This is a genomic window from uncultured Vagococcus sp. (assembly GCF_963518325.1).
Classification (GTDB): domain Bacteria; phylum Bacillota; class Bacilli; order Lactobacillales; family Vagococcaceae; genus Vagococcus_D.
Genome location: NZ_CAUQJB010000006.1, coordinates 60975 through 83986 on the forward strand (window position 1 = coordinate 60975; position 23012 = coordinate 83986).

At 38.4% G+C, this 23012-nt stretch carries 14 protein-coding genes and 1 pseudogene; all 15 read right to left on the minus strand.

From position 1 onward, the window contains the following. Positions 1–37: 37 nt before the first annotated feature. The gene (locus RWN13_RS07495; RefSeq protein ID WP_314061861.1) at positions 38–7321 is read right to left on the minus strand and encodes a SpaA isopeptide-forming pilin-related protein; all 7284 of its coding nucleotides are present in this window, start codon (positions 7319–7321) and stop codon (positions 38–40) included. Positions 7322–7732: 411 nt separating this feature from the next. Next, entirely contained in the window at positions 7733–8614 is an 882-nt protein-coding gene (locus tag RWN13_RS07500) for a hypothetical protein (RefSeq protein WP_314061862.1), read from the minus strand. Between the two features lie 118 nt (positions 8615–8732). Further along, positions 8733–9359 carry a DNA-3-methyladenine glycosylase I gene (locus tag RWN13_RS07505; RefSeq protein WP_314062003.1) on the minus strand — a complete coding sequence of 209 codons (627 nt, stop codon included), beginning with the start codon at positions 9357–9359 and terminating at the stop codon, positions 8733–8735. A gap of 92 nt (positions 9360–9451) precedes the next feature. Then, a pseudogene (locus tag RWN13_RS07515) lies at positions 9452–11343 on the minus strand (ABC transporter ATP-binding protein). A gap of 110 nt (positions 11344–11453) precedes the next feature. Beyond that, positions 11454–12572, minus strand: a complete 1119-nt coding sequence (locus RWN13_RS07520) for a hypothetical protein (protein ID WP_314061865.1) — start codon at positions 12570–12572, stop codon at positions 11454–11456. 69 nt (positions 12573–12641) lie between these two features. After that, positions 12642–13793, minus strand: a complete 1152-nt coding sequence (locus RWN13_RS07525; RefSeq protein WP_314061866.1) for a GHKL domain-containing protein — start codon at positions 13791–13793, stop codon at positions 12642–12644. Further along, on the minus strand, positions 13786–14499 hold the full coding sequence (locus tag RWN13_RS07530; protein WP_314061867.1) for a LytTR family DNA-binding domain-containing protein: 714 nt from the start codon (positions 14497–14499) through the stop codon (positions 13786–13788). The genes RWN13_RS07525 and RWN13_RS07530 overlap by 8 nt, the downstream gene beginning before the upstream one ends. Before the next feature lie 118 nt (positions 14500–14617). After that, positions 14618–15466, minus strand: a complete 849-nt coding sequence (locus RWN13_RS07535; RefSeq protein WP_314061868.1) for a DegV family protein — start codon at positions 15464–15466, stop codon at positions 14618–14620. Between the two features lie 96 nt (positions 15467–15562). Further along, on the minus strand, positions 15563–16585 hold the full coding sequence (locus tag RWN13_RS07540; RefSeq protein ID WP_314061869.1) for an LCP family protein: 1023 nt from the start codon (positions 16583–16585) through the stop codon (positions 15563–15565). 218 nt (positions 16586–16803) lie between these two features. Further along, on the minus strand, positions 16804–17655 hold the full coding sequence (pheA, locus tag RWN13_RS07545) for a prephenate dehydratase (protein WP_314061870.1): 852 nt from the start codon (positions 17653–17655) through the stop codon (positions 16804–16806). Between the two features lie 11 nt (positions 17656–17666). After that, a complete protein-coding gene (locus RWN13_RS07550; protein ID WP_314061871.1) occupies positions 17667–18188 on the minus strand; it encodes a shikimate kinase in 522 nt (173 codons plus the stop codon). Positions 18189–18190: 2 nt separating this feature from the next. Beyond that, positions 18191–19474, minus strand: a complete 1284-nt coding sequence (aroA, locus tag RWN13_RS07555; RefSeq protein WP_314061872.1) for a 3-phosphoshikimate 1-carboxyvinyltransferase — start codon at positions 19472–19474, stop codon at positions 18191–18193. A gap of 10 nt (positions 19475–19484) precedes the next feature. Next, positions 19485–20597 (minus strand): prephenate dehydrogenase, encoded by a 1113-nt coding sequence (locus RWN13_RS07560; RefSeq protein WP_314061873.1) that lies wholly within the window; start codon positions 20595–20597, stop codon positions 19485–19487. A gap of 29 nt (positions 20598–20626) precedes the next feature. Then, positions 20627–21793, minus strand: a complete 1167-nt coding sequence (gene aroC, locus RWN13_RS07565) for a chorismate synthase (protein ID WP_314061874.1) — start codon at positions 21791–21793, stop codon at positions 20627–20629. A gap of 147 nt (positions 21794–21940) precedes the next feature. Beyond that, entirely contained in the window at positions 21941–23005 is a 1065-nt protein-coding gene (gene aroB / locus RWN13_RS07570) for a 3-dehydroquinate synthase (protein ID WP_314061875.1), read from the minus strand. Between the last annotated feature and the right edge of the window lie 7 nt (positions 23006–23012).

Below are 23012 nucleotides of genomic sequence, written 5' to 3' on the forward strand. Positions count from 1 at the left end.
TTAGGCTTTTTCACCTTGATGCTAGGGGTTGTAACATTTATCTTAACGAGTCTTTTTTACGGGCCCGATAGATACTGCTTCCGAAGACGATAAATGATAAGCCAATGAGTAAGTAGGCATTATTCATTACGTCATTCATTTGTGGTAAATTCCCTTTACGACCTGGTTTAGTCGGCTTGCCAGGTTTACCTGGTTGTCCCGGATCGACTGGTGTTTTTTCATTCGTAACAGTAACCAATAGGCTTTCTGGTTTGCCAGACGCTTTATCAGCAATCACAAATTGAGTTTTAACAGCAGCTAATTGATAACCCGTGGGTGCTTTTGTTTCAACGAAATAGTATGTGCCCGGTGCCAGTGCTTCAACCATCACCTTACCATTTTTATCCGTTGTTAATTTTTGTTGGATAGGTTTATTATTACGATCAACAACCTTGAATTCAGCGCCTATTAAAACCTTTTTAGCATCTGCTTTATCAACTTTCGTTAATTCAACTGAACCTTGATAATTGATAAATGTACCAAGGTTGACTGTTTCAGGTATTTCTTCGGCTCGATCTGTAATGGCTATTTCCACCTCTTCAGTGTTTAGCAGGTAGCCATTAGGTGCAGCTGTTTCTTTAGCAGTGTAAGTTCCCGGAGCTAAGTCTACGAATTTGACTTTCCCCTCTTTATCGGACTCACTCTTAGAAACTTCTTCACCATCTTTATAGAGTGTGAATTCAGCTCCTATCAATGCTTTTCCAGCTTCATCTGTCTTGATTAACTCAGCAGAACCTTGATAATTAGTAAACTCACCTAATTCAATAATCGTTGGTCTAGCGGAGGCTGATTCTGGGTCGCCTTCTGGCTTGAAGGACTTGCTAACAGTAAAGCTTAAGACTTTGGTATTTAAGAGATACTTATCTGTTGCTTGAATTTCTTTAACAGTGTAATCTCCAGGTGCTAATTTTTCAAAGTGTACTTTACCGTCTTCAGCAGAAGTCGCTACCACGTCTTTTCCAGTAGCCATATCTTTAATCGGTTCTTTGCCTTCTTTATCGAATAAACCAAAGACAGTGCCAGCTATAGCTTCGCCATCTTTATCTTGTTTAACCAGTTCAGCTTTCCCTTGGAAGTTGATATAAGTACCAAGTGATTGAACCTCAGGTTGACCTAAGTCTTCTGCTTCCACAACGAAAGGCAGTTCAAGCTCATTTAAGATATAACCATCAGTTGCCGTCGTTTCTTTCAGCGTATAGTCACCTGGTGTTAATTCCGTAAAGATTACAAGGCCATCTTCATCAGATTTTTCTGATTTAACAGGCTCCCCATCTTTGTCGTAAATCGTAAATTCAGAATCTGCTAAAGGATTGCCAGCCTCATCATTTTTTATGATTGAAACAGCTCCCTTGTAATTAACAAAATCAGCTTCTACTAAATCAACACCTTGATTATCTGCTGTTTCTGCAATGGTAAACGGAATTTCCTTTGTGTTTAAAATAAAGTTTGGTGCAGCTTGAATTTCTTTAATCACGTACTTGCCAGGTCCTAAGTTTTCAAATTTAACTTTTCCAGCAGGTGTGGCTTTAACAGTAATTGGTTGTTCAGTGACGGGATCTTCTATCGCAATATCCCCTGTTTCATCAAACAATCCAAAGATAGCCTCACCTAAAGCAACTCCGTCCTTATCAGTTTTAAGGAATGAGATGGATCCTTGATAATTTTGGTAATTGCCCATTTCCACTGGAACGGTGACGGCTTCACCAGGTCCTTCTGCAACAACGGTCAGAGGGACTTCTTTCGTATTTCTAATATAACCATCAGCGGCTTTCGTTTCTTTAGCGACATACTCACCCGGGGATAGGTTTTCGAATCTCACAAGCCCATTCTCTTGAGACGTTGCTTTCTGAATGAAAGTATCACCTTGGAATAAGGAGAACTCTGCTCCTGCCAGAACTTCACCATTATTATCCTGCTTGATTAATTCAGCAGCACCCTGATAATTAATGAAGTTATCTAAAACGATCACTTCTGGTTCACCAATCTGCCCTTCAATTTCAAATGGGAATAAATCGGTGTTTCGAATGTAGTCATCAGCGGCTGTTACTTCTTCTAAGATGTACTTACCAACTTCCAAACCTTTATATTCAAACTCGCCAGTAGTAGACGTTAACGGAGTTGGATTAACTGGATTACCTTCTTTACCTCCAGCCTCATTGGCTTTAAATATATTAAAGGTTGCTCCTGTTAATGAGTTGCCCTCACGATCTGTTTTTTTGAATTGAATCGTCGCTTCATAATTTTTAAAGCTTAAGGTTTCATTTGAAGGATTTTCTCCTTCTTCTTCATTAAAAGTGATAAAGATCGGATTTGTATTAATTAAATGCCCTGCTGGTGCTTTGGTCTCAACTAGTTTGTAATCACCTGAACCAGTGTAAGGAACATTTAACTTACCATCTTCGCCTGAAATAATCGGCGCTGTATTAATTTTCTCTTCTTCACCAGTATCTTTATTTAATTTGAACAAATCAAATTCTGCGCCAACAAGCTTAACTTCTGTATCTTCTCCGGAAGACTTGTTGATTGAAATATTACCAAGGAAATTTTGGTATTCCCCAAGGTTTTGGACAGTCACTTGCCCAGCTTGTTCTGATTTAATTTCAAAAAAGCGTGGGTACTTATTCATGATATAATCTTGAGAATTTGAATATTTTGGCGCTTTTGTTTCAACAAGTTTATATTTACCCGGGGCCAAATCATTAATTTCAATTCGACCCAAAGGATTGGAAGTGTAAGTATCGAGTTCTTGCCCCGCTTCCGTGTATAACGTAAATTCTGCTCCATCTAGCCCCTCGCCACTGCCATTAACTTTCAGCATTCTAACACTGCCTTGGTAATTAATAAAGGGTTCTGTTTTAACAAGACTAGGTTTACCGGCAGCTGAGTCTGCAATTTCAAAAGGCATTGGCTCAGTATTTTTGATATAACCAGTAGGTGCTTGAATTTCATTCAAAGTGTAGATTCCTGGTGCCAATCCTTCAGCAGTGATTTTACCTGCCTCATTCGTCTTCAGAATATCTCCAACGTTATTTCCTTCTGCGTCTTTAATTTGGAACAGAGCATCTTTTAAAACATCCCCTGTTTCAGATTTGGCGCGTTTGATCAATTCCACACTACCTTGATAATCAAGGAACTGACCAGCATCAACCTCAGCAGGTTTGACTCCGTTTGACTCGTTTTTAATTTCGAATGAGATTTTTTGAGTGTTAAGTAAGTAACCAGTTAGTGCTTTAGTTTCAGTCACTTCATATTTACCTGGTGCTAAACGAGGCATCGTAACTTTACCACTAGCATCAGATTTATACGTAACGCCAATTTCTTGATTTATTTCTTTACCAGAACCATCTGTTAGACGTGTCAATCTAAATTCTGCGCCTACCAAGACTTTACCAGTGTTATCTCCATCTACTTTGACAAAACTTGCGCTGCCCAAGTAGTTAATAAATGGCCCGACATTAACTTCTGGTGTCTGCCCTTGTTCGCTTGTTACAACTTCAAATTCGATTGGCGTTTTATCCAATAAGTATTCAATCGGTGAAGTCGGCGCTGCTGTTTCAATAAAACGATAGTCACCAGCAGAAAGGCCTTTAACGATCAGCTGTCCAGTCTCATCCGTTACTAAGTCCTGTTGACCAGCGACAGCTTCCCACTTCTCATCAATGAATTGTTCTAGTTTAAATTTAGCTCCTGTTAATTTTGTTCCATCTTCACTTTGTTTAACTAAAACCACGCGATTAATTTCATTAACCACGTCCAAGTAATTACCTGCAGTCGACGTATTAACATCAATTTTAATCTTTCGACCCACAATTAAGTCATCCTGAATGGAGTGACCTGCTGGTGCTTTTGTTTCTTTCAAGAAATACTCACCATAAGGTAATTTACCAAATTGAACAGTACCTTCTGCTGAAACCTGACCTTCTCGTAACTTTTGATTGTTTTTCTTGTCCCAAAGTTCGAAAGTCGCACCGGTTAGAACCTTGCCATCATTATCAACCTTGCGGATAACGACATTTCCTGTAGTTCCGACAGCTGTTCCGCCACCTTCTGACGCACTCACACCAACTTCTTTGGAAACTTCTTGCTCAAGATTTTCTTTGTTGGTCCCTTCTAATTTAATGTTGTTTTTAGCTTTTTCACCAGAAGGTTTCTCCAGTAACAACATGGCTTTATATTCCAACATATATGCCCGTTCAATTTTTTCATCGGTAAATTTAACTATTAGCTCCTGTTGACCAGTCACTTCGTCTGTCGTTAAGCTTACCGTATATTTAGCCGGATCCAAGGGGGCGGCCTTAGTTAATCCACCTGTTTCAGCAACATTGGTTTCATAAACCACGACTGAACTTTCATCAATCACTTGGTTAGTTGATGGTCTATCCGTTACCTTGGCATCATAAACCGTCGATTGACTTGGATTGATGGTAGCTGTCCATTGGAGGTAGCCATCCTTGTCCTGTTTACCCGCTTTGAGAATTAATGACCCACCGTTAGCAATTGAAACGTCCCCTTCAATAGTGAAGGCTCCATCAACATTTTCTGCATCTACAGACGCTTTATTATGATACGCCTTACCAGCATTCACCACTTCACCATCAAGTGATGTTTCGAAGTCAAATAGAATTTGATCGTTGGTGCCAACTTTATTAATGTCAATTACCAGGCTGTTGTTATTGGCAGCACTTGGCTCGGTAAATTTAAACTTCGTTATAAACTCAGAGGGTTCAATTTGAGCGCCCCTAACAATCGAACCGTTTGGTGCAACTGTATATCTATAAGCCTTTAAACTACCTGAGACAAATTTTTGATTAGAAGTAATTGGGTCAGTTATTGTAACGTCTCCTAATTCCTGTCGATTGTAATTAAGACCCAATGTCCAAGTGATGGTTTTCATTTTTGCATTATAGTTCCCATTCTTAAAGCCATCAGCAGATTCTTCTGGCCTAGGAGAAAATTCTTCATGGTCACTGGAGCCTAAATCACTACCATCTTGATTGATCCATTTCGAGGAAGCGTCGTTAAAAAATTTGTCATAACCCGCTTCATTTAAGACTGCTGTATCAAATTTTGTGTTGTAATTAATAATGAATTTATGATTAGTACGTGCGTAGTTGCCAATTAACTTAATGTCTATTTTACCAGCAGCTTCATCATAAACAAATTCATAGTCTATGCCTTGTTCTAACAGAGAGCCAGTATTAAGATCTCTCATAACAAAACTACGAGCCCCCAAGGCAAGCTTTAAACCGGGACTCATCTGATCCGACATACTCCAGTTATTCAACTCGTATCCGTTCATATTGACTTTTATTTCCCAAGCGATGGTTTTACTATTGTAGTTAATATCGCCAATATTTTTTATTAATCCTTGTTGATGTGCTTCTCCTTGATTGACACTTTGATTACCTGTACCATCGGTGACTTGATTTTTATAGACCTGATTGCCTGTTACTTCTTCATCCACTTTTGTTGAATAATGAATGTCAACAGCATAATCAACGTTACCAATGAATTCTATTTTAAATCCTTTGCCGTCACCAGCAGGGATTAAACGATAATCTTGCCCTTCAACTAGAGGTTCTCCCACAATTGGATCACCATTTTCATTAAAAGAAACTTTGTTCAACACAACTGACTCATCTTTTAAAATCATATTACTGGTAAAACTATCCGTTACCGTTGCCTCGTTTTCTGGAACATCAAACTCCACGTAATTGTATTTAATTGTCCATTTAAATTCTTGTGTCGCTGGATCGTAAGCAGGTGCTAATTTTTCTAAGGCTTTATTATATTTAGCCGTAATTGATGCGCCTGCATCAAGGCCATCCGGAACTTCATCTGATGAAATTGTGGCTTTGTTGACATAACTAACCGTCCCACCTTCTGCACCAGGTTTTTCCTCTTGGATGATTGAAGTTGTATACTCTAAGCGATAAGCATCTTTAATAGGATTCTTAAAGGTAACATTACCGTTAGCATCAACATCGTATTCACTTGGAGAAACTAGCTCAAACTGATCTTCAATAATCTTCCCATTAAAATCAACTTTCCCTTTGTAAATTTTAACACTCTTGAATTCTGTGCCAGCAGGAAAGTTCTCTGTTACTTTCGCGTTCGTATGAGTCGACAAATCTAAGTTGATGTCAACATCCCAAACAATTTCGTTTGGATTTGTCGGACGATCTGCATGACCTTTTTTTACAATTGAATTATCAACAGTTGGTTTGACGATGATTGGAATGCTTGGTCCTTCTTCAACAAAAGGAAATTCAATTTCACCAGGTCCAGGACCAGGTATTCCGCCTTGTTGCAGATTACCATTTACCGTTACTGTACCAGAAATATCCGATTCTTCAGATATTTTATCATTAAAAACGATGTGTAACTTACCGTCTGTTCCGATAACGCCTGTCCCATAAACCTCACCTAGAGAGTTTTTCAAATCAAACTTAATTTGTGTTTTAATTTGAACTTCCGCAGGTAATTGAATATCATAAAAATCACCTGGCTGCATTTGTTCTCTAACCGATTCAGGTATAGCATAATCAAAATTAATCTTAATGGCATCACCGAGTTCGACCGTTTGATCTTTTAAAGGTAATCCATTTGGTCCAAGAATTTCAATTCCTGTAAAAAATTTAGTATCGCCTAAAAATTCAGAAATATCTTGATTTTCTCTTTTAGCAGCTGCTTTAGCATCTTTTTTTGGTTCTTCAGTCGTAGACTCAGTTGTACTGATTGACTGATTTGTAGCGTCCGTACTTGTAGGTGGTGCGTTAGTATTCGTGGACTCTGCAGGCTGACTTGAATTAACTGGTTCCTGAGAGGCTACTAGTGTAACAAGTTGATTGACTGTTTGCTGATTAACTGTTGCACTCAGCGTTTGCTGTGGCGTTTCTTTGTCTAGCAATTGACCATTTAGTTTTATTTCAAAGGGTCCGGAAACGCCTTCTTTAAACGCTAAGGCAATTGTTTGTCCGGTTGCATGGTAAGTACCAATCCCTTGCTGGCTACTATTAACCACCGCTCCTGTATTTGCTGTCAAGCTGCCGACACCAGAAACCAGTAGATTTGTTTGGTAACTGCTGTTTGCCACTACATCTCCTTTCACCGTTAAGTTAACGTTACTTGGGTCCACACTGTCTTTATTAGCAACAGCTACCTCTGTAACAGTCAGTGAATTACTAGCAGTTGCATTAACCGTATCAGCCAACGCTACTAGCGGTGAAAAATACTGCATTAACAACATCACTAACGAAAAAACTGTCCATTTCTTTTTCATGTCACAAACCCCATTTCTGTTATTTTAAACTAATAATACCAAACCATAAAATCACTTACATCTTCAAGCAACAAACTAGAACCATCCGATGATTAAGTATCAAACGATTAACGAAAGTATATCATAATGAATCATCAAAAATAAATTATAATGCACTGCTAATTCCACTTTTTGCATTTTATCATTCCATATATGAACATAACAGATGTTACTATATAAATGAAAAGATTGTTAGTTCAAGCTTTCTGTCAACTTATCATTAAATACCACATTAATAATCAAAAACAGAATGAAATTTTATTCTTATACGTTATTTATTCAAATAGACTATTGAACTGAACGAAAACAAATGACTATTCAACAATGTATAGCTTGTCAAATAGTCATTTGTTTTATTTTTTTAATGACATGTTAACGGCCAAACCGATCAAAAGTCACTTTAAATTCATTAAATTGTTTGACCGATCGGTCTGCTTCGTTAGCGATGCCGCTGTTCGAAAGTGCTGCAACGTAGCGGTCAAGTTTGTCTTTAGATGAAGAGTAGTCTCGCTTCGCATAATAATAATAAGCTGAACATAAATCAATGTTAAGACCATGATATAAAAATTCTTTTCTCCGAGGCAAGGATTGAACTTTGACAAACCACTGATTTGCTTCTAAATATTCACCGATATCGTAACAGTGAATGATATAGTTACTCAATAAATTCGTCATTCTCTCGATATAATTGGGATATTCTTTGTATTTTCTCAAAGAAGCATAACAACTCTTCATTAATAATTGCTTTATTTTTTGCTCGAAAATAAAATAACAGGAAGTAAATATGTTCATTTCATCTAGAGTCCAAGATTCCTTTTTCAATAAATAATCTTGTAAATAAAGGACTTCTTGATGATTTAAGTGCGCACTATACTCGTCTACCGAGTATTCTTGATACACCAACAAAACATTTGCCAAATACGCCACGACTCGTTCGAAGACTATTTTACTTACTCGATACTGTTGATAAATCCCCTGTAATTGACGCTTATTACTACTGTTGGCAGCTTTAGCAAACTCCGTCCAAACAGACTTGTCTTTTTTCCCTTGATAACCCCGATGAATAAAGTGGAATTCTTCTTGCGACACATTCAGAGCTTCTAAAACCGTTAAAAAAGTGTCATACTGTAGCATAACTTCTCCTTTTTCAAAGCGAATGGCGAAGCTTTTTGCTACAACGCCCTCATAAATTTCCTTCTGCAAAAACCCTTTATCTTGTCTTAGCTTTCTAACAGTAACGCCATAACTCTCCATAACCCACCTCTTTTTCTACTATGACTTAATCATACCAAATAAAAATGTATTTGTATAATGAAAGTCTACTAAAAAGGACTCGAAATTAAGTTGATTTAAATTTTAATTCAAAGCAGCTCTAACTCCAACGATCGTCGCTGCACAAAGGAACCGGAAGTCCTTTATAGAGTACGCGATAAGATGTTTGGTCGTTTCTAAAACAAGTCACAACATGATCATTTATCAAACCCGCTGCTTGTAAAAAAGAATAAATAGTTGTTGGTCCTACAAATTTAAACCCTATTTTTTTTAAATCCTTGCTTATTTTCACAGATAAATCTGAAGTGGCAGGTACTTGAGTGATATTGGACCATAAGTTATTGATTGGTCGGTGGTTAACATAAGTCCAAATAAATTGATCAAAACTGCCATACTCCTTTTGAATTTCCAAAAATCGCTGGGCATTACTTATCGTTGCAGCTATTTTAAGTTTGTGTCTAATAACACCCGGATCAGCCAAAAGCTCATCTATTTTCTGCTGATCATAGGTGGCAATAACTTCCGGATTAAATTGATCATACCCCTTGTTCAACGTTTCTCGTTTCGCTAAAATAGTCGACCAACTTAAGCCAGCCTGCATGCTTTCCAATGATAACAATTCAAATAAAGCTAAATCCTCATGTTTCGGGACCCCCCACTCATGATCGTGATATGTCTGCTCCAAAGGACTACTGTTAGCCCAACTACATCTTTCTTGTTGATTCATCATTCTCTCCTCCTGCTATCTGCATTCTATTTCTTATAATAGCACAAGTCTGAGTTGCTGCATACAAAAAAGCGAACATTCATTCGCTTTTCTCAATATGAAAATAATTCTTCTAACTGGGCATCAGCCTCATACTCTTCAGTATAATATTTAGCTTGAGCTGTAAATAGATCATAATACCTACCTGATTTGGTGGCCATTAAGCTATCGTGAGTCCCCTCTTGTACTACTGTCCCCTTATCAAAAACAATTATACGTTGACTGAACCGGGCGCTACTCATGCGATGAGAAATATAAATAGCCGTCTTATCTTCAATCAAATCATCAAAATGTTTATAAATATCATATTCAGCCATAGGATCTAAGGCACTTGTCGGTTCATCCAAAATCACAAATGGCGCATTTTTATACCAAGCTCTTGCGATGGCAATCTTTTGGGCTTCACCACCAGATACCTCCACTCCTTGTTCATCTAAATGTTTAGTTAATATGGCATCTGTATATCCAGGCATCAACTTAACCTGCTCCCTGACACCAGCTATCTCTAAAGCTGCTTTCACACGAAGCATATCCGGCAAACGATTTGTAGCGACATTTTCTGCAACACTAAAGGAAAATAATTTGAAATCCTGAAAGACAACTGCCAGTATACGCTGATATTCAGCTCGGTCATATTTAGTCAGCTCAATACCATTTAAGGTAATATACCCTTTGTCGGTTCGTACAAACGGCATAACAACTTAATAAAGGTCGTTTTCCCTGATCCATTGCGCCCCACAACGGACAACCTTTCTCCCACTTTTAATTGAAGTGAAAAGTCCTTGAGAACCCAGACTGACGTCCTAGGATATTTAAACCCAACATGATGAAACTCAATCTCATACTCGTTGTCGTTCCGTTTTTCAACTGGCAAGCTTCCTTTTTTTACAGAGGAATCGTTGTGTAAAAAATCATAATAGTATTGGATATAGTTGACGATTGTATTCCCCATACTAATCGCCTTAAAGAATTCCAGCAAAACAGCTAGTAACTGTTGCAAATAGCCAGCGTATAGGATAACTGATCCAATTGCAATGGCTCCGACAAAGGCTTTTAAGCCAACGATGACATAAAGTAAGGCTGTTACGCTACTTGAAATAAATAAAACAGTTCCCGTATAACTAAAATCTTTTCGTTCCATTCTGAAAAATAATTTTAATGATTGACTATTAGATTGATTGACACGTTTCAAAAATAGCTGTGTTCCTCGGTACAATCTAAAAGTCATACCATTTTGATAATGCCCAACCGTATGATGATAGTAAGTGAATTCACGATTAATTTCGACAATTTCGTTAAACTGTTCAAATTTAAACAAATTAGACTTATTAAATAAGACGGTACTAGCCATAACAGGTAATAAAATTAAAGTGATAATCAGTAATAAAAACCACCAGGAATTCACCCAAGACATTCCAGTCCCGGCAATCCCCTTTGCCAGATACAACTTAATCAAAGCGGCTCCAGACACTATAAAGGCCATAACAAGCTGAAATGACGTTGTCAATGTCTGATTAATAAAAGTAGCAATACCACCATTGTAATTAGTGCCTTCAGCTGCTTTTTGATAATTTTCACGCATGTTAGGATCTTCTAAACTGGCGTATTCAACGGTCAGTAATCGTTTGGTTATTTGCTCATCAAGCAATATCCCTAGTTGACTCTGAGCTACTTCCCGTTTCTTTTGTAAAAAATGAGCCATTACATTCAATAAATAAGTGATCGTCACAAATAAAACAACTTTAGTCACTAATTGAGACTGATCTGCTTTTCCAGTTAACTCATTGACAATCGAACCTAAAAACCAAAAATCTACATAAGGAATCATTGTTGTTGACATCGCATATAAAAAAGAAGACACCAGAGCTGCTGGATGAATATCCAAGACCAGTTTAATCACTTTCGCGTATTTATTAACTAACTTATTCGACACCTTAAAAACCATCTTAGATCACCTCCTTTTGATAATAATGACTTTGTACATTATAAATTTCTGCGTATTTACCAGATAAGGCCATTAATTCCTCATGACTCCCTTCTTCACTAATCGATCCCTCAGACAAAAACAAGATTTTTTGACAAAATCGTGCTAAAACTAACTTTTTCAAAGCGAATTGAAAGTGCTCCTTCTTTTTCTAAGGAAGTACTATCTGTATCCCTTTCTATTCTGACAAAATTACTAGTAAGCTCAACGTAATGCCTGACATCATTTAATCCCTGGTTGGCTTTCAATAGTAAATGACTATGCTCGGCAATTTTATTAACATAGCTAGTAACATTATTGAGAACCGTAAAAAATAAGGTGAATTGCGGTAGTGTCAAACCACCCTTCATCATCCCCAGAACCAACAGGACATAAGCCACTAGATTACGTGCGAAAACTGCTGTATCTTGACTTAATTGGCTTAAAAAAACCGTCATTGATTCTTTTTTAATCCAAGTTAAACGCTCGTGATTAGCTTTTTCTATATGCTGATCATACCAGTTATTCATTTCGTACAACCTAATATCTTTACCATTTTCAATCCCATAAGCATTACTCTTTAAATAATAACGCTTAGCATCAATTTTTCCCCATTCATCTTTATGTGTGTGACGAAATCGTCTGATTCGTTTTAAGGACATAAAGCTAATAAGTGTTGTCCCCATAATCAAGACTAATAATAACGGGTGAACAAAGGATAAGGCCCCTCCAAACAATAAAAAACTAAGGGTAACTTCAACTAAATAATAGCTATTTACTCCAAAGGCTTCCCCGCCTGAACTGTTCTGATCCGTTCCCTCCGACTCTGCAATTTGCTTCAATTCCCTAACTTTTGCGCTTTCCATCAACTGATAGTCCATCGTCAGGGACTTTTTAAAGAGGATTAATTGAAGATTTGTCCGAACACCTAAAGCAAAAAGCATCACTTTCGATTCCACAAATCGTCTGAATGTACTGGTCAAAGCCAGTCCGAGCCCTATTAAGGTGACAATAATTATCGTCTGACTAAGTGAGTTGTGACTAATTAACTGCTTAACTAACACCGCTGGTAAAAAAACAGTTAACAATGATTCCATCGCTTTGAGGACAATGCCAAAAAAACTGTATAAAAAATATTGGGGAAACTCTTGCCAAACCCTTTTGAAATACCAGTTGATATTCTCCCTTAATCGATAATGCTTTTTCTCCATCTTTTCTCACCTCTCTTTAAAGTATAGGTCATTGGAAAAAAAATAACCGTAAAAGACATCAACGGTTATTTATCGGTCGCTAATGGTCATGAGTGGTAATATGACTTCCGTGACAAATATCTCATCTTCAAATTGGCGATTAATCATCCCATCATATTTTGAAACCAACTGGTCAATTCGCCTAATACCCAAACCTCGTTTATCACTTTTAGTACTCGTGTAACTAGCGTTGATAGCTTGGACCAATGGTCGACTGTTAGTAACTGAAATGTACAACTGTTGCTTTAAGATAGAGATATAGACTCTCATCATCCGTTTTTCTGGCTTGTCGATCTCTTCATTGGCTTCGATGGCATTATCTAAAATATTACCTATTATCACACAAAGGTCCACATCATTAATCAAAGGTTGCTTGCCCACAAAAACCTTGACAGTGGTTTTAATATTTTTGTCAGACGCAATCGACAACTTGCTATTTACAATCGCATCCAACATCGTATTACCTGATTTAACAATTTGGTCCACTTCTATAAGCTTATCTTCTAATTGGGATAAATAACCCTCAATTTCATTGAATTGGCCATCCTTTAAATACACCTTTATCGCTTGCAAGTGGTTGTGGTAATCATGCCGCCAACCACGAATGTTTTGGTATAAACTGTCTACTTCGCTAATATAGTTAGCCATTATCTGATCCAAGGAACGAGCAAAAATCATAGTTGTTTCTTGAAAGAGATATCGTAATACTAAATCGACAATCAGTAGTAACAGGAATAACATCAATAATATAAGAGCGTTTAAACCACTATTGTCTGTGCTAGCAAACAAGACAAACAATAATCCTTCAAATATACTTATCAATACCAAAATATAAAGAGTCGTTTGTTTGACTATTTTAAAGAAATGGGTGACGATACTTCCAGCAAGGATGACCACTGGGATCCCTATTGGATTTGTCTTACTTATCAATATGGCTGTAATTAAGGCTATTACTAGAGGTAAATAAATAAGTGATTTTTTTTTCGTAATAATCAAGTAAGACAATAAAAATAAAAAACAAACCAACGCAAGGTATGCATGAAACCAACTCACTAAACAAATTAAAACTAAAAAACCGAGACTTGCCAAAATTCCTCCCTTAGAAGCAGAAAAGTCCACTACCAAGTATAGAGACAAACCTAAACACCCCATAAGAATTAAACCATTAAGAAGATTATTCATTAGCTAAACCTCGATAATGAGCTAGAAAAAGCTCTTTAACTCGTCTTTTTTTATTCCGACTAACAGGCAAGACATCGCCATTAGCAAGTAGAACGTCCTTTTGATGAACAGCCGAAATGAAATTTAAGTTAACCAGATAGCTGCGATGAACTTGAACAAAGTTATCGTTTAAACTTTCAGAAAAATTAAGCAAACTTCCTTTACATTCGTGGCTACCTTTTTGGGTAACGATGTTTAAATAATGCCCCTCTGACTCCACATAAATAATCTCATATAAATATATTTTAGTTGGCAACTGGTTAAATTGAATCACCACGTAGGCCTCTTCTGACTCTTTTTTCTTAAGAACTTTTGATAGATAATGTCTCATCTTATCGACAGTTAACGGTTTCATGACGTAGCCCATCGCGTTAACCTCATATCCATCAAAAACATAATCGTCATAATTGCTCACAAAAATCAGCGAAATTTCCTGATCCTTTTCACGGATTTTTTTCGCCAAATCCATCCCACTAATATCGCCCATTTGTATGTCTAATACCAGTAAATCAATTGGAATAATGTCTGGTAGCTCAAACAACAATTGCTCACCACTTTCACACACGAAAATGGTCACTGAAACATTTAATTCCTTGGCAGCAGTCTCAACGATGCTACGATTTTTTTGACGTGTCATGTGTTCATCTTCACATATTACTATTTTCATTGTCGGCTACTTTCCTTTCTGTATCCATTCAACGTAAAAAACAAAAAAGTAACAAAGAATAATGTTCCTCTCGAACGTATCCTTTGCTACTCAAAGTCTGTCACAAATAATAGCTAAATCACTTGGCACACCAAGCAAAAGCAATGGCTTTTTCTCCTAAATGAGTGCCGATCACTGGTCCAAAATGTCCGATTTTAATATTAATACCTGGGCATCGTTCTTCCATTTCCAACTTTTCAAGCTCTGCGACCGCTAAATTATTAGCATGAATAATAAAGAATTGCATGTCAACTTTGGATTTTTTATATTTTTTTGCCATTAAATCTTCTACTCTTCCCAAAGCTTTTCTAGTAGAACGGATTTTTTCAGATAACACGATATTTCCTTCATCGAACTTTAAAACTGGTTTTATTTTTAATAAACCGGCGATTAATGCCGCACCATTTTTCAATCGGCCGCCACGAACTAATATATTTAAGTCCTGAACTACCAGAAAGGCTTCTGTATGCTCTTTAATGAGGATTAATCTCTCAAAAATCTCCTCTAAGGAATGACCAGCTTCTGCCATTTCCAAAGCTGATTCGACCATATAGCCCATCGGCATACTAGTAATTGACGAATCGAATGCTCGAACCTCGATCTCCTCAATTCCCGGGGACATGGAAATCAGGTTATTAACAAAACCAGAAATCCCTGAAGAGAGATGAATGCTAACAATTTGAGTATAACCTTGTTTAGCAATATCTTGAAATAATTCTAAAACCTCTCCGACAGAGGGTTGAGAAGTTGTCGGAAACTCTTTACTTTTGTTGAGTAAGTCATAATACTCGTTTGCTTCAATATCAACCCCCTCATTGTATATCTTTCCATCCAAAATAACAGGAATCGGAATAATAAATAAATCTGGGTGACTTTTCATTTCATCTGTTAAATACGCTGTACTATCTGTCACAACAGCAGTTTTCATATATATTTACCTCACTTTTATTACACTATACGTGTCATCGTGTCTTTACTATACCATATTTACCTTTTAGTGAAAACCGCTAATCGAGGGTTGAACTTACTTCAAAAATTCGGCAATTGCATGGGCATTTACAGCTTCATCAATTTCCAGAACGCTTCCTGCGTCAGCGTAATATCCGTCTGACCAAGAACCATCCACTGGAATCGTAAGTTTTTCAAGAGGTTTGGACAGACCAAACAGAAAATCTTTGCCGATACTTGGATAAAGGCTGCCTGGTAGATTTGTATGGGTGTAGCCTTGAATTTTCCCAACAGCTTCTGGGAAGTTTAAGATATTTTTAGCTGACAAACCTTGAGCAAAAATGGCATTCATCACCTGTTGTTGCCTTCTTACGCGACCAAAATCCCCTTCTTCATCCATTCTAAAACGTGCATATTGAAGAGCGGTATGGCCATCCATTTTTTGAGTTCCTTGACTGATATTGACTCCATCTAATTCGATATCTTTTTCGGCGTCAAGTTTCAAACCGCTAGGAGTTAAGGTGTCGATAATTTTTGGGAAGGAGCCAAAGTTAACAATCGCGTAATACTCAACATCCACGTTAAAAGTTGTTTTAATGGTCTGTCTAACTAGTTCAGGCCCCCCAAATGAATAGGACGCATTGATCTTATTATAGCCGTAACCCGGAATATTAGCATAAGTATCCCGCATAAAAGAAACTAATTTTGGTGTTTTATCCTTTTTATTATAATGAGCAATCATAATCGTATCAGAGCGCCCTTGGTCAGCCCCCCGGGAATCACTACCTAAAAAGAGTACATTGATTGAGCCGTCTGTACTTTTTTGTCCCGAAAACTCCTTGTATTCCTGAGGCGCGAAATCTTTATCATGTTTAGCAGCCCGAAGACCTTTGTTATACTCATAAAAACTATAAGCTGCAATTAAAATAATTAATAATAATAGCAATTTTCCAATAGATTGAGCCATGCTCCCCCGATGTTTTTTAACCTTTTTTGGTTTTTTGGGTTCTTTCGATTGTTTCGGTTGTTTAATTTTCGGCGTTTCTTGGACGGAATTGCCTTCTTCCCCTTGATTATGGAACCGTTCCATTCTTGACATAACTGTCACCTCGATAATTATTTGACTTCATTAACCTATCTAAGCATATAGGAATATCCATCATTTGAACAGTCTAAAGTCTAAATTTAATCAAATCTACAGATTTTTTTAGTGAAAGTCACACATAATATAACTATCTCGAACCATTTAAATGACCATTCCCCTAAAAAACTATTGCAATCTGATTAATTTGATTGCAATAGCTCTCAGTAAAAACCTTATAAACCTTTTATTTCATGAACATGGTAACAACCTAGTTGTTTGACCTGCCCACCTAAATACTTAATTTCCTCCATAGCATTTGCCAACAGAGGTAACTGCCGTTCTTCTAAGACGATGTCAATCAAAAAGAAATACTCACCCAGAGTCGTTTTTAAAGGACGTGATTCAATCTTATTGAGGTTAAGTTCCCGCCAACTAAAGGTGGTTAATGCTTTTTGCAAGGCACCGGGAAGGTTGTTCGGCATAGTAAAACACAAAGAGGCTTTTTCGATGCTTTCATTCTCATTTCGTAAAGCTGCTTGATTGCTAACAATCCAAAAACGCGTTTTATTGTGCCCAATATCTTGAATATCCGCTTTGATAATCTGCAAATCATACTCCTGACCGCAAGCCACAGGACCAATTGCCGCCACTGAATCATCAGAGGTATTCGCAACCATTTCAGCGGCCAAAGAAGTTGAATCTGTCGCAATAACACGTGCTTCAGGTAAATATTCAGCAATAAATTCTTGGCATTGAGCCAAGGCCTGAGGGTGAGAATAGACTTTTGTAATACCAGTCAATTCAGTCAATTGGCTTTTCTTCATTAAAAGTTGTTGGGCAATTGGCATGACCAGTTCGCCCAGGACGGTTAAATCTGCTTTATGGTAAAGATAGTCTAAAGTTAAATTTACCGTCCCTTCAATGGTATTTTCAATTGGTACCACCCCAATAGGAATTTCACCTTGGGAGACGGCCTTAATACACGCAGGGATTGAACCATAAGAAATTAACTCGGCATTCGAAAAATACTCTTGAGTCGCACTGTGGGTGAAGGAACCTTTTGGCCCCAAATAGGCAACTTTCATTTGATCATCCTTTAACTATTTTTTATTACGATTTGCTTTAATATATCCTGACAAACCTCTTGAGGTGTCAACTCACTTGTGTCAACTACCCAATCGGCGCACTCTTCATATAATTGTAAGCGACCCGTAAATAAATCAACAATTTCCTCGCTAGACTTTTCCAAAACTAAAGGACGAATAACATGTTCATCATTCATAATACGATCCAGTGATACTAAAGGGTCTGCTTTTAAGAAAACAACATTATGAGCTTGTTTTAAAGCATCTCGATTCCCCTCACCTGTCACAATCCCACCGCCAGTAGCGATAATACCTGGTTTACTAGCTAACTCTTTCAAGGTATCGGTTTCCAGTTGACGAAAGGCCGCTTCGCCATTTTTTTCAAAATAGTCGGCAATCGTCATACCGGCTTTTTCAACGATAACCTCATCACTATCAATAAAATCAACTTGTAGTTGCTTCGCTAGCATCTGGCCAACAGTCGATTTACCTGCCCCCATAAAACCAATCAGTAACACTTGTTTCATATACATTCCTACCTTCCAATTAGTTGTGATAAATCATCAAAAAAGTTCGGATATGATACTGACACGGCTTCTGATTTCGCTAACTCAACCTCACCGTCTTTCACCAATAAAGCCGCCACAGCCAACATCATACCGATACGATGGTCACCATAACTTGTAACCTCTGCACCACGTAGCGGCGTTGGACCATCAATAATCAATCCATCAGCAGTCGCTTGAATTTTAGCACCCATTTTCGTTAACTCACGGGCCGTCGCATCAATACGATTGGTTTCTTTCACTTTTAATTCTTCCGCATCTCGGATAATCGTTCGCCCTGCTGCTTGTGTAGCAAGTAAGGCAATCACAGGCAACTCATCGATTAGTCGAGGAATAATATCACCACCAATTTCAATTGCCTTTAATTGGCTAGTTGCAATCGTGATGGAACCCGATTTATTTTGCTGATCGTCTTCAGAGACCGTCATCCTTGCGCCCATTTCTGTTAAGACATCGATAATGCCTGTTCTTGTCTGATTTAACCCCACATTGATCAGTTTAAGCTGACTGTCCTTCAAAATGCTAGCAGCAACTAAGAAGAAGGCGGCTGAGGAGATATCTCCCGGAACAATAACTTCTTGTCCGATAAGCTCTTGGCCACCAGATAAACGAATCGTTTTCCCGTCAACCTCAATTTGGCCACCAAACTGACGGATCATATCTTCTGTATGATCACGAGTGACTTCTTTTTCCTCAATAACCGTCTCACCTTTAGCTTGTAAGGCCGCTAATAAAATAGCAGATTTAACTTGAGCGCTGGCAACAGGCATTTTATAAGTGATACCTGTCAAATTAGCCGTTCCAGTAATAGTAAGTGGAGGAAATTCTGTGTACCCATCACCGTGACAGATAGCCCCCATCTCTTTCAATGGTAACATGACACGATTCATTGGTCGTTTAGCAATCGACTCATCGCCGAAAAGCGTTGTTGTAAAGGCACTCCCTGCTAATATTCCGGTAGTTAAACGAATGGTTGTCCCTGAATTACCAATATCTATTGCCTTAGTCGCCGGTTTTAACCCGGCCACACCTGTTCCGTGAACTATAATAACTTCACCGTCATCTTCTATTTTAACGCCTAATTCTTCGAACATGGCTTTAGTAGACAAACAATCGTCCGCTCGTAAAAACTTGCGAATGGTCGTTGTTCCTTTTGCCATCGCACCAAACATAATGCTACGATGGGAAATCGATTTATCTCCCGGTACTTCTAAAGTGCCATTAATCCCGATTTGGTTCGTCAATAATTTCATCTTTAACTCCTTACTTTTCATAACAAGTATAATTGCCATCTTGAGTTAACAAGTCATAGGCAATCTTAACATCTTGTTGATTTTTAAATGTTAATTGTAGTGTACCAAATATATCTTCCCGATTCTCGATAATTTTCAAATTTATTAAAGAAACATTGGCGCCAGCTAAAATCCCCGTAACTTTAGCAATCTCACCTGGATGATCCGGAACTTGCACAAAGAGATCATTAAAGGCCGGTATAGCACCTGATTTACGCTGAGGTAAAGCATCCCGAGAGTTTTTAGCAGAGGCGAAAAAGTTAAAGATGGTCTGTCTGTCGGCGCTTTCCAACCAATTCAAAATATCAGACATCTGTCCCTGCCAGTCTTTCATTTCAGAAATTAACACCTCTTGATTACTAAGTAAAATATCCGTCCACATAGCTGGATCTGAGGATGCAATCCGCGTAATGTCACGAAAACCACCTGCCGCCAATTTTTTGGTCATCGGCAACTGTTCCACTAAGGCCTGATTATGTCTCACTAAAGCAGAAGCAATAATATGAGGCAGGTGACTGACAACTCCCGTAATTTGATCGTGCTCTACTGCGGTCATTTCAACAAATTTACCACGAGTCCCTTTGAGTAAATCTTGCAGGTGCTCAACGGTTTCTGCTGTGACAGTTGAACTTGGTGTCAGCACATAATAAGCATTTTCAAATAAATTAACATCTGCAGCAATAAATCCTGACTTGTGAGAACCAGCCATAGGATGTCCGCCAACAAAACGCAATTGTTCATTTACCAGTGATTCAACTAATGTCATAATTTCACCTTTAGTACTGCCCACATCGCTGACGAGCAAAGGTTTAACTAGCTTTATATCATTTAATTGACTTAAAAAAGCCATCGTCTGCTTAACTGGCGTACACAGCAGCAAAACATCTGCCTTGACGACTTCGGAAGCAAAGTCTGTTCCAATCTCATCAATTCCATGTGCTTCCAAAGCGCCTTCCAGAGAATGCCGATTCGCGTCCATCCCGACCACTGTAATCTGGGGATGTTCCTTCTTAATGTTCAAACAGAGAGAACCGCCAATTAAGCCAGTTCCTATTATTAAGATGCGTTTAAACCTTACACTCATTTGACAGCTTTCCTTCCTTTGTTGGATGATTAAAAGGTCCGCGTGTACTCGCGGTAATCCTTAACAAGTTCTACTAAACGAGCAAAAGAATCACTTTCGAATTTATTAAGAATAGCTTTAGCTACTTCTGTCGCCACTACGGCTTCAGCCACAACACTTGCGGCAGGAACCGCACAACTATCGGAACGCTCAACACTTGCTTTGTAAACCTCTTTTGAATCAATATCAACACTCATCAACGGTTTGTATAAAGTAGGGATTGGTTTCATAACACCACGAACAACAATTGGCATTCCATTTGTCATACCGCCTTCAAAACCACCTAGATTATTGTTTGAGCGAGTGTAACCAGCTTTTTCCGACCAGATAATTTCATCCATAACCTCACTACCAGGTAAACGAGCCGCTTCAAACCCAACGCCAAATTCTGCACCTTTAAACGCATTGATACTGACAACCGCTTGGGCAATTTTAGCATCTAGTTTTTGATCCCACTGGGTGTAACTCCCTAATCCAACGGGAACATTTCCCACAATTACTTCAACGACGCCACCGACCGTATTACCATTCTTTTTTGCATCGTCAATGACTTGTTTCATTTCTAAATCTACTTTTGGATCTAAACAACGAACCTCGGATGCTTCTGAACGCTCAGCAATCTCTTTAACCGTCAAATTCTCAGGAACAGTCCCTCGAATGCCACCAATTTCCAAAACATGACCTGCCACATCGATGCCTAATTCTTTCAACATCTTTTTAGCCACAGCACCAATCGCTACCCGCATGGTTGTTTCACGAGCAGATGATCGTTCTAACACATTTCGCAAATCGTTAAAGCCATATTTAATGCCACCAACTAAATCAGCGTGACCTGGACGAGGTTTTGCAACTCGACGTTTTTTCTTCTCTTTTTCAGAGACTGCCTCGACAGACATGACTGATTGCCAGTTTTTCCAATCTTTGTTTTCTACTACTAGGGTAATCGGTGAGCCTAATGTTTCACCATGACGCACGCCAGAGGTAATTCTTACCTGGTCCTTTTCGATCAACATACGACCACCACGACCATAACCAATTTGACGCCGCGCTAATTCTTGATTAATATCTTCCATAGTTAATGGAATGCCGGCTGGTAAACCTTCAATTATCGCCGTCAATTCTGGTCCATGTGACTCTCCCGCTGTAAAATATCTCATCTTCATTTCCTCCTATTTACTAACCTTCATTTTGTGGATTCACCTATTTAAACGGCCTTCTGATTTTAATCACGCCATTCAGGTATGACATCCAATCGCCAGACTTCCAGCTAATCGATTGAATCTTTAGACAATTCGATTGACATGCTACTTAATAAGAAACTCTCTCATCTCATCTGTCACTATCTTGACAATTTTAGCTTTTCCGATTGACTCCAATAAAACAATGCGAATATCAGAGCCAACGGCTTTTTTGTCATGTGTCAAAGCCTTATAAAGTGCCTCTTCAGACCAATGTTCAGTGGTGATTGGTAAATTAAATTTCGTTACCATCTCAATTAATTGCGCCGTAGTCCCTAGAGGCATTAACCCTTTCTCTTCAGCAACCCGACTAATTTGAATCATCCCGATGGAAACGGCCTCACCATGAGTAACCACCCCATAACCAGCCGTGTTCTCAATAGCATGTCCAATCGTATGACCAAAGTTAAGAATCAATCGTTGACCCGTATCAAATTCATCTTCTTCAACAACTTGGCGTTTAACTTTGCAACAAGCCGTAATAATAGCTTCAGCGTTGGCCAATAAATCAGCTTCATCCTTTAGTTTTGACAACGTCTCCCATAACTCTTTATCAGCAATAGCCGCAGATTTAACGATTTCAGCAATTCCCTCTCGTACTCGGCGAGGCTCAAGTGTTTTTAAGGTATCAGTATCAATTAATACACCATCTGGCTGAGCAAATGTTCCAACCAGATTTTTGGCCGATTTCGTATTTACCGCTGTTTTACCACCAATACTACTGTCAACTTGTGCTAACAACGTTGTTGGGATTTGTAAAAAATGCAAACCTCGCATAAAGGTTGAAGCCACAAAACCTGTTAAATCACCTACAACACCGCCACCTAAGGCAATAATTCCATCTTTTCGTGTCATCCCTTGACTTGCAAGCCAATCATACAATTCTTCTGCTTGCGTCAAACTCTTACTCGTTTCACCAGTGGGGACAGCAAAAACATCTGCTGTAAACCCCTCCTGGCGTAATTGCTTCACTACTTGCTCAGCATATAGTGCTTTGACTGTTTCATCGGTGATAATCATCACCCGTTGAGGCTTCCACAGGCCACTGACCCACTGACCCACATTCGCCAGCAGGCCTGCACCTATCGTTAAGTCATAACGGTGATGAGGTAACGTAACAGTTAATTTCATCTGTTCA

What these genes read in the sequence shown, in the direction of transcription:
- RWN13_RS07495 (WP_314061861.1), bottom strand. Translation starts at nt 7,321, where the DNA reads ATGAAAAAGAAATGGACAGTTTTTTCGTTAGTGATGTTGTTAATGCAG.
- RWN13_RS07500 (WP_314061862.1), bottom strand. Translation starts at nt 8,614, where the DNA reads ATGGAGAGTTATGGCGTTACTGTTAGAAAGCTAAGACAAGATAAAGGG.
- RWN13_RS07505 (WP_314062003.1), bottom strand. Translation starts at nt 9,359, where the DNA reads ATGAATCAACAAGAAAGATGTAGTTGGGCTAACAGTAGTCCTTTGGAG.
- RWN13_RS07520 (WP_314061865.1), bottom strand. Translation starts at nt 12,572, where the DNA reads ATGGAGAAAAAGCATTATCGATTAAGGGAGAATATCAACTGGTATTTC.
- RWN13_RS07525 (WP_314061866.1), bottom strand. Translation starts at nt 13,793, where the DNA reads ATGAATAATCTTCTTAATGGTTTAATTCTTATGGGGTGTTTAGGTTTG.
- RWN13_RS07530 (WP_314061867.1), bottom strand. Translation starts at nt 14,499, where the DNA reads ATGAAAATAGTAATATGTGAAGATGAACACATGACACGTCAAAAAAAT.
- RWN13_RS07535 (WP_314061868.1), bottom strand. Translation starts at nt 15,466, where the DNA reads ATGAAAACTGCTGTTGTGACAGATAGTACAGCGTATTTAACAGATGAA.
- RWN13_RS07540 (WP_314061869.1), bottom strand. Translation starts at nt 16,585, where the DNA reads ATGTCAAGAATGGAACGGTTCCATAATCAAGGGGAAGAAGGCAATTCC.
- pheA (WP_314061870.1), bottom strand. Translation starts at nt 17,655, where the DNA reads ATGAAAGTTGCCTATTTGGGGCCAAAAGGTTCCTTCACCCACAGTGCG.
- RWN13_RS07550 (WP_314061871.1), bottom strand. Translation starts at nt 18,188, where the DNA reads ATGTATATGAAACAAGTGTTACTGATTGGTTTTATGGGGGCAGGTAAA.
- aroA (WP_314061872.1), bottom strand. Translation starts at nt 19,474, where the DNA reads ATGAAATTATTGACGAACCAAATCGGGATTAATGGCACTTTAGAAGTA.
- RWN13_RS07560 (WP_314061873.1), bottom strand. Translation starts at nt 20,597, where the DNA reads ATGAGTGTAAGGTTTAAACGCATCTTAATAATAGGAACTGGCTTAATT.
- aroC (WP_314061874.1), bottom strand. Translation starts at nt 21,793, where the DNA reads ATGAGATATTTTACAGCGGGAGAGTCACATGGACCAGAATTGACGGCG.
- aroB (WP_314061875.1), bottom strand. Translation starts at nt 23,005, where the DNA reads ATGAAATTAACTGTTACGTTACCTCATCACCGTTATGACTTAACGATA.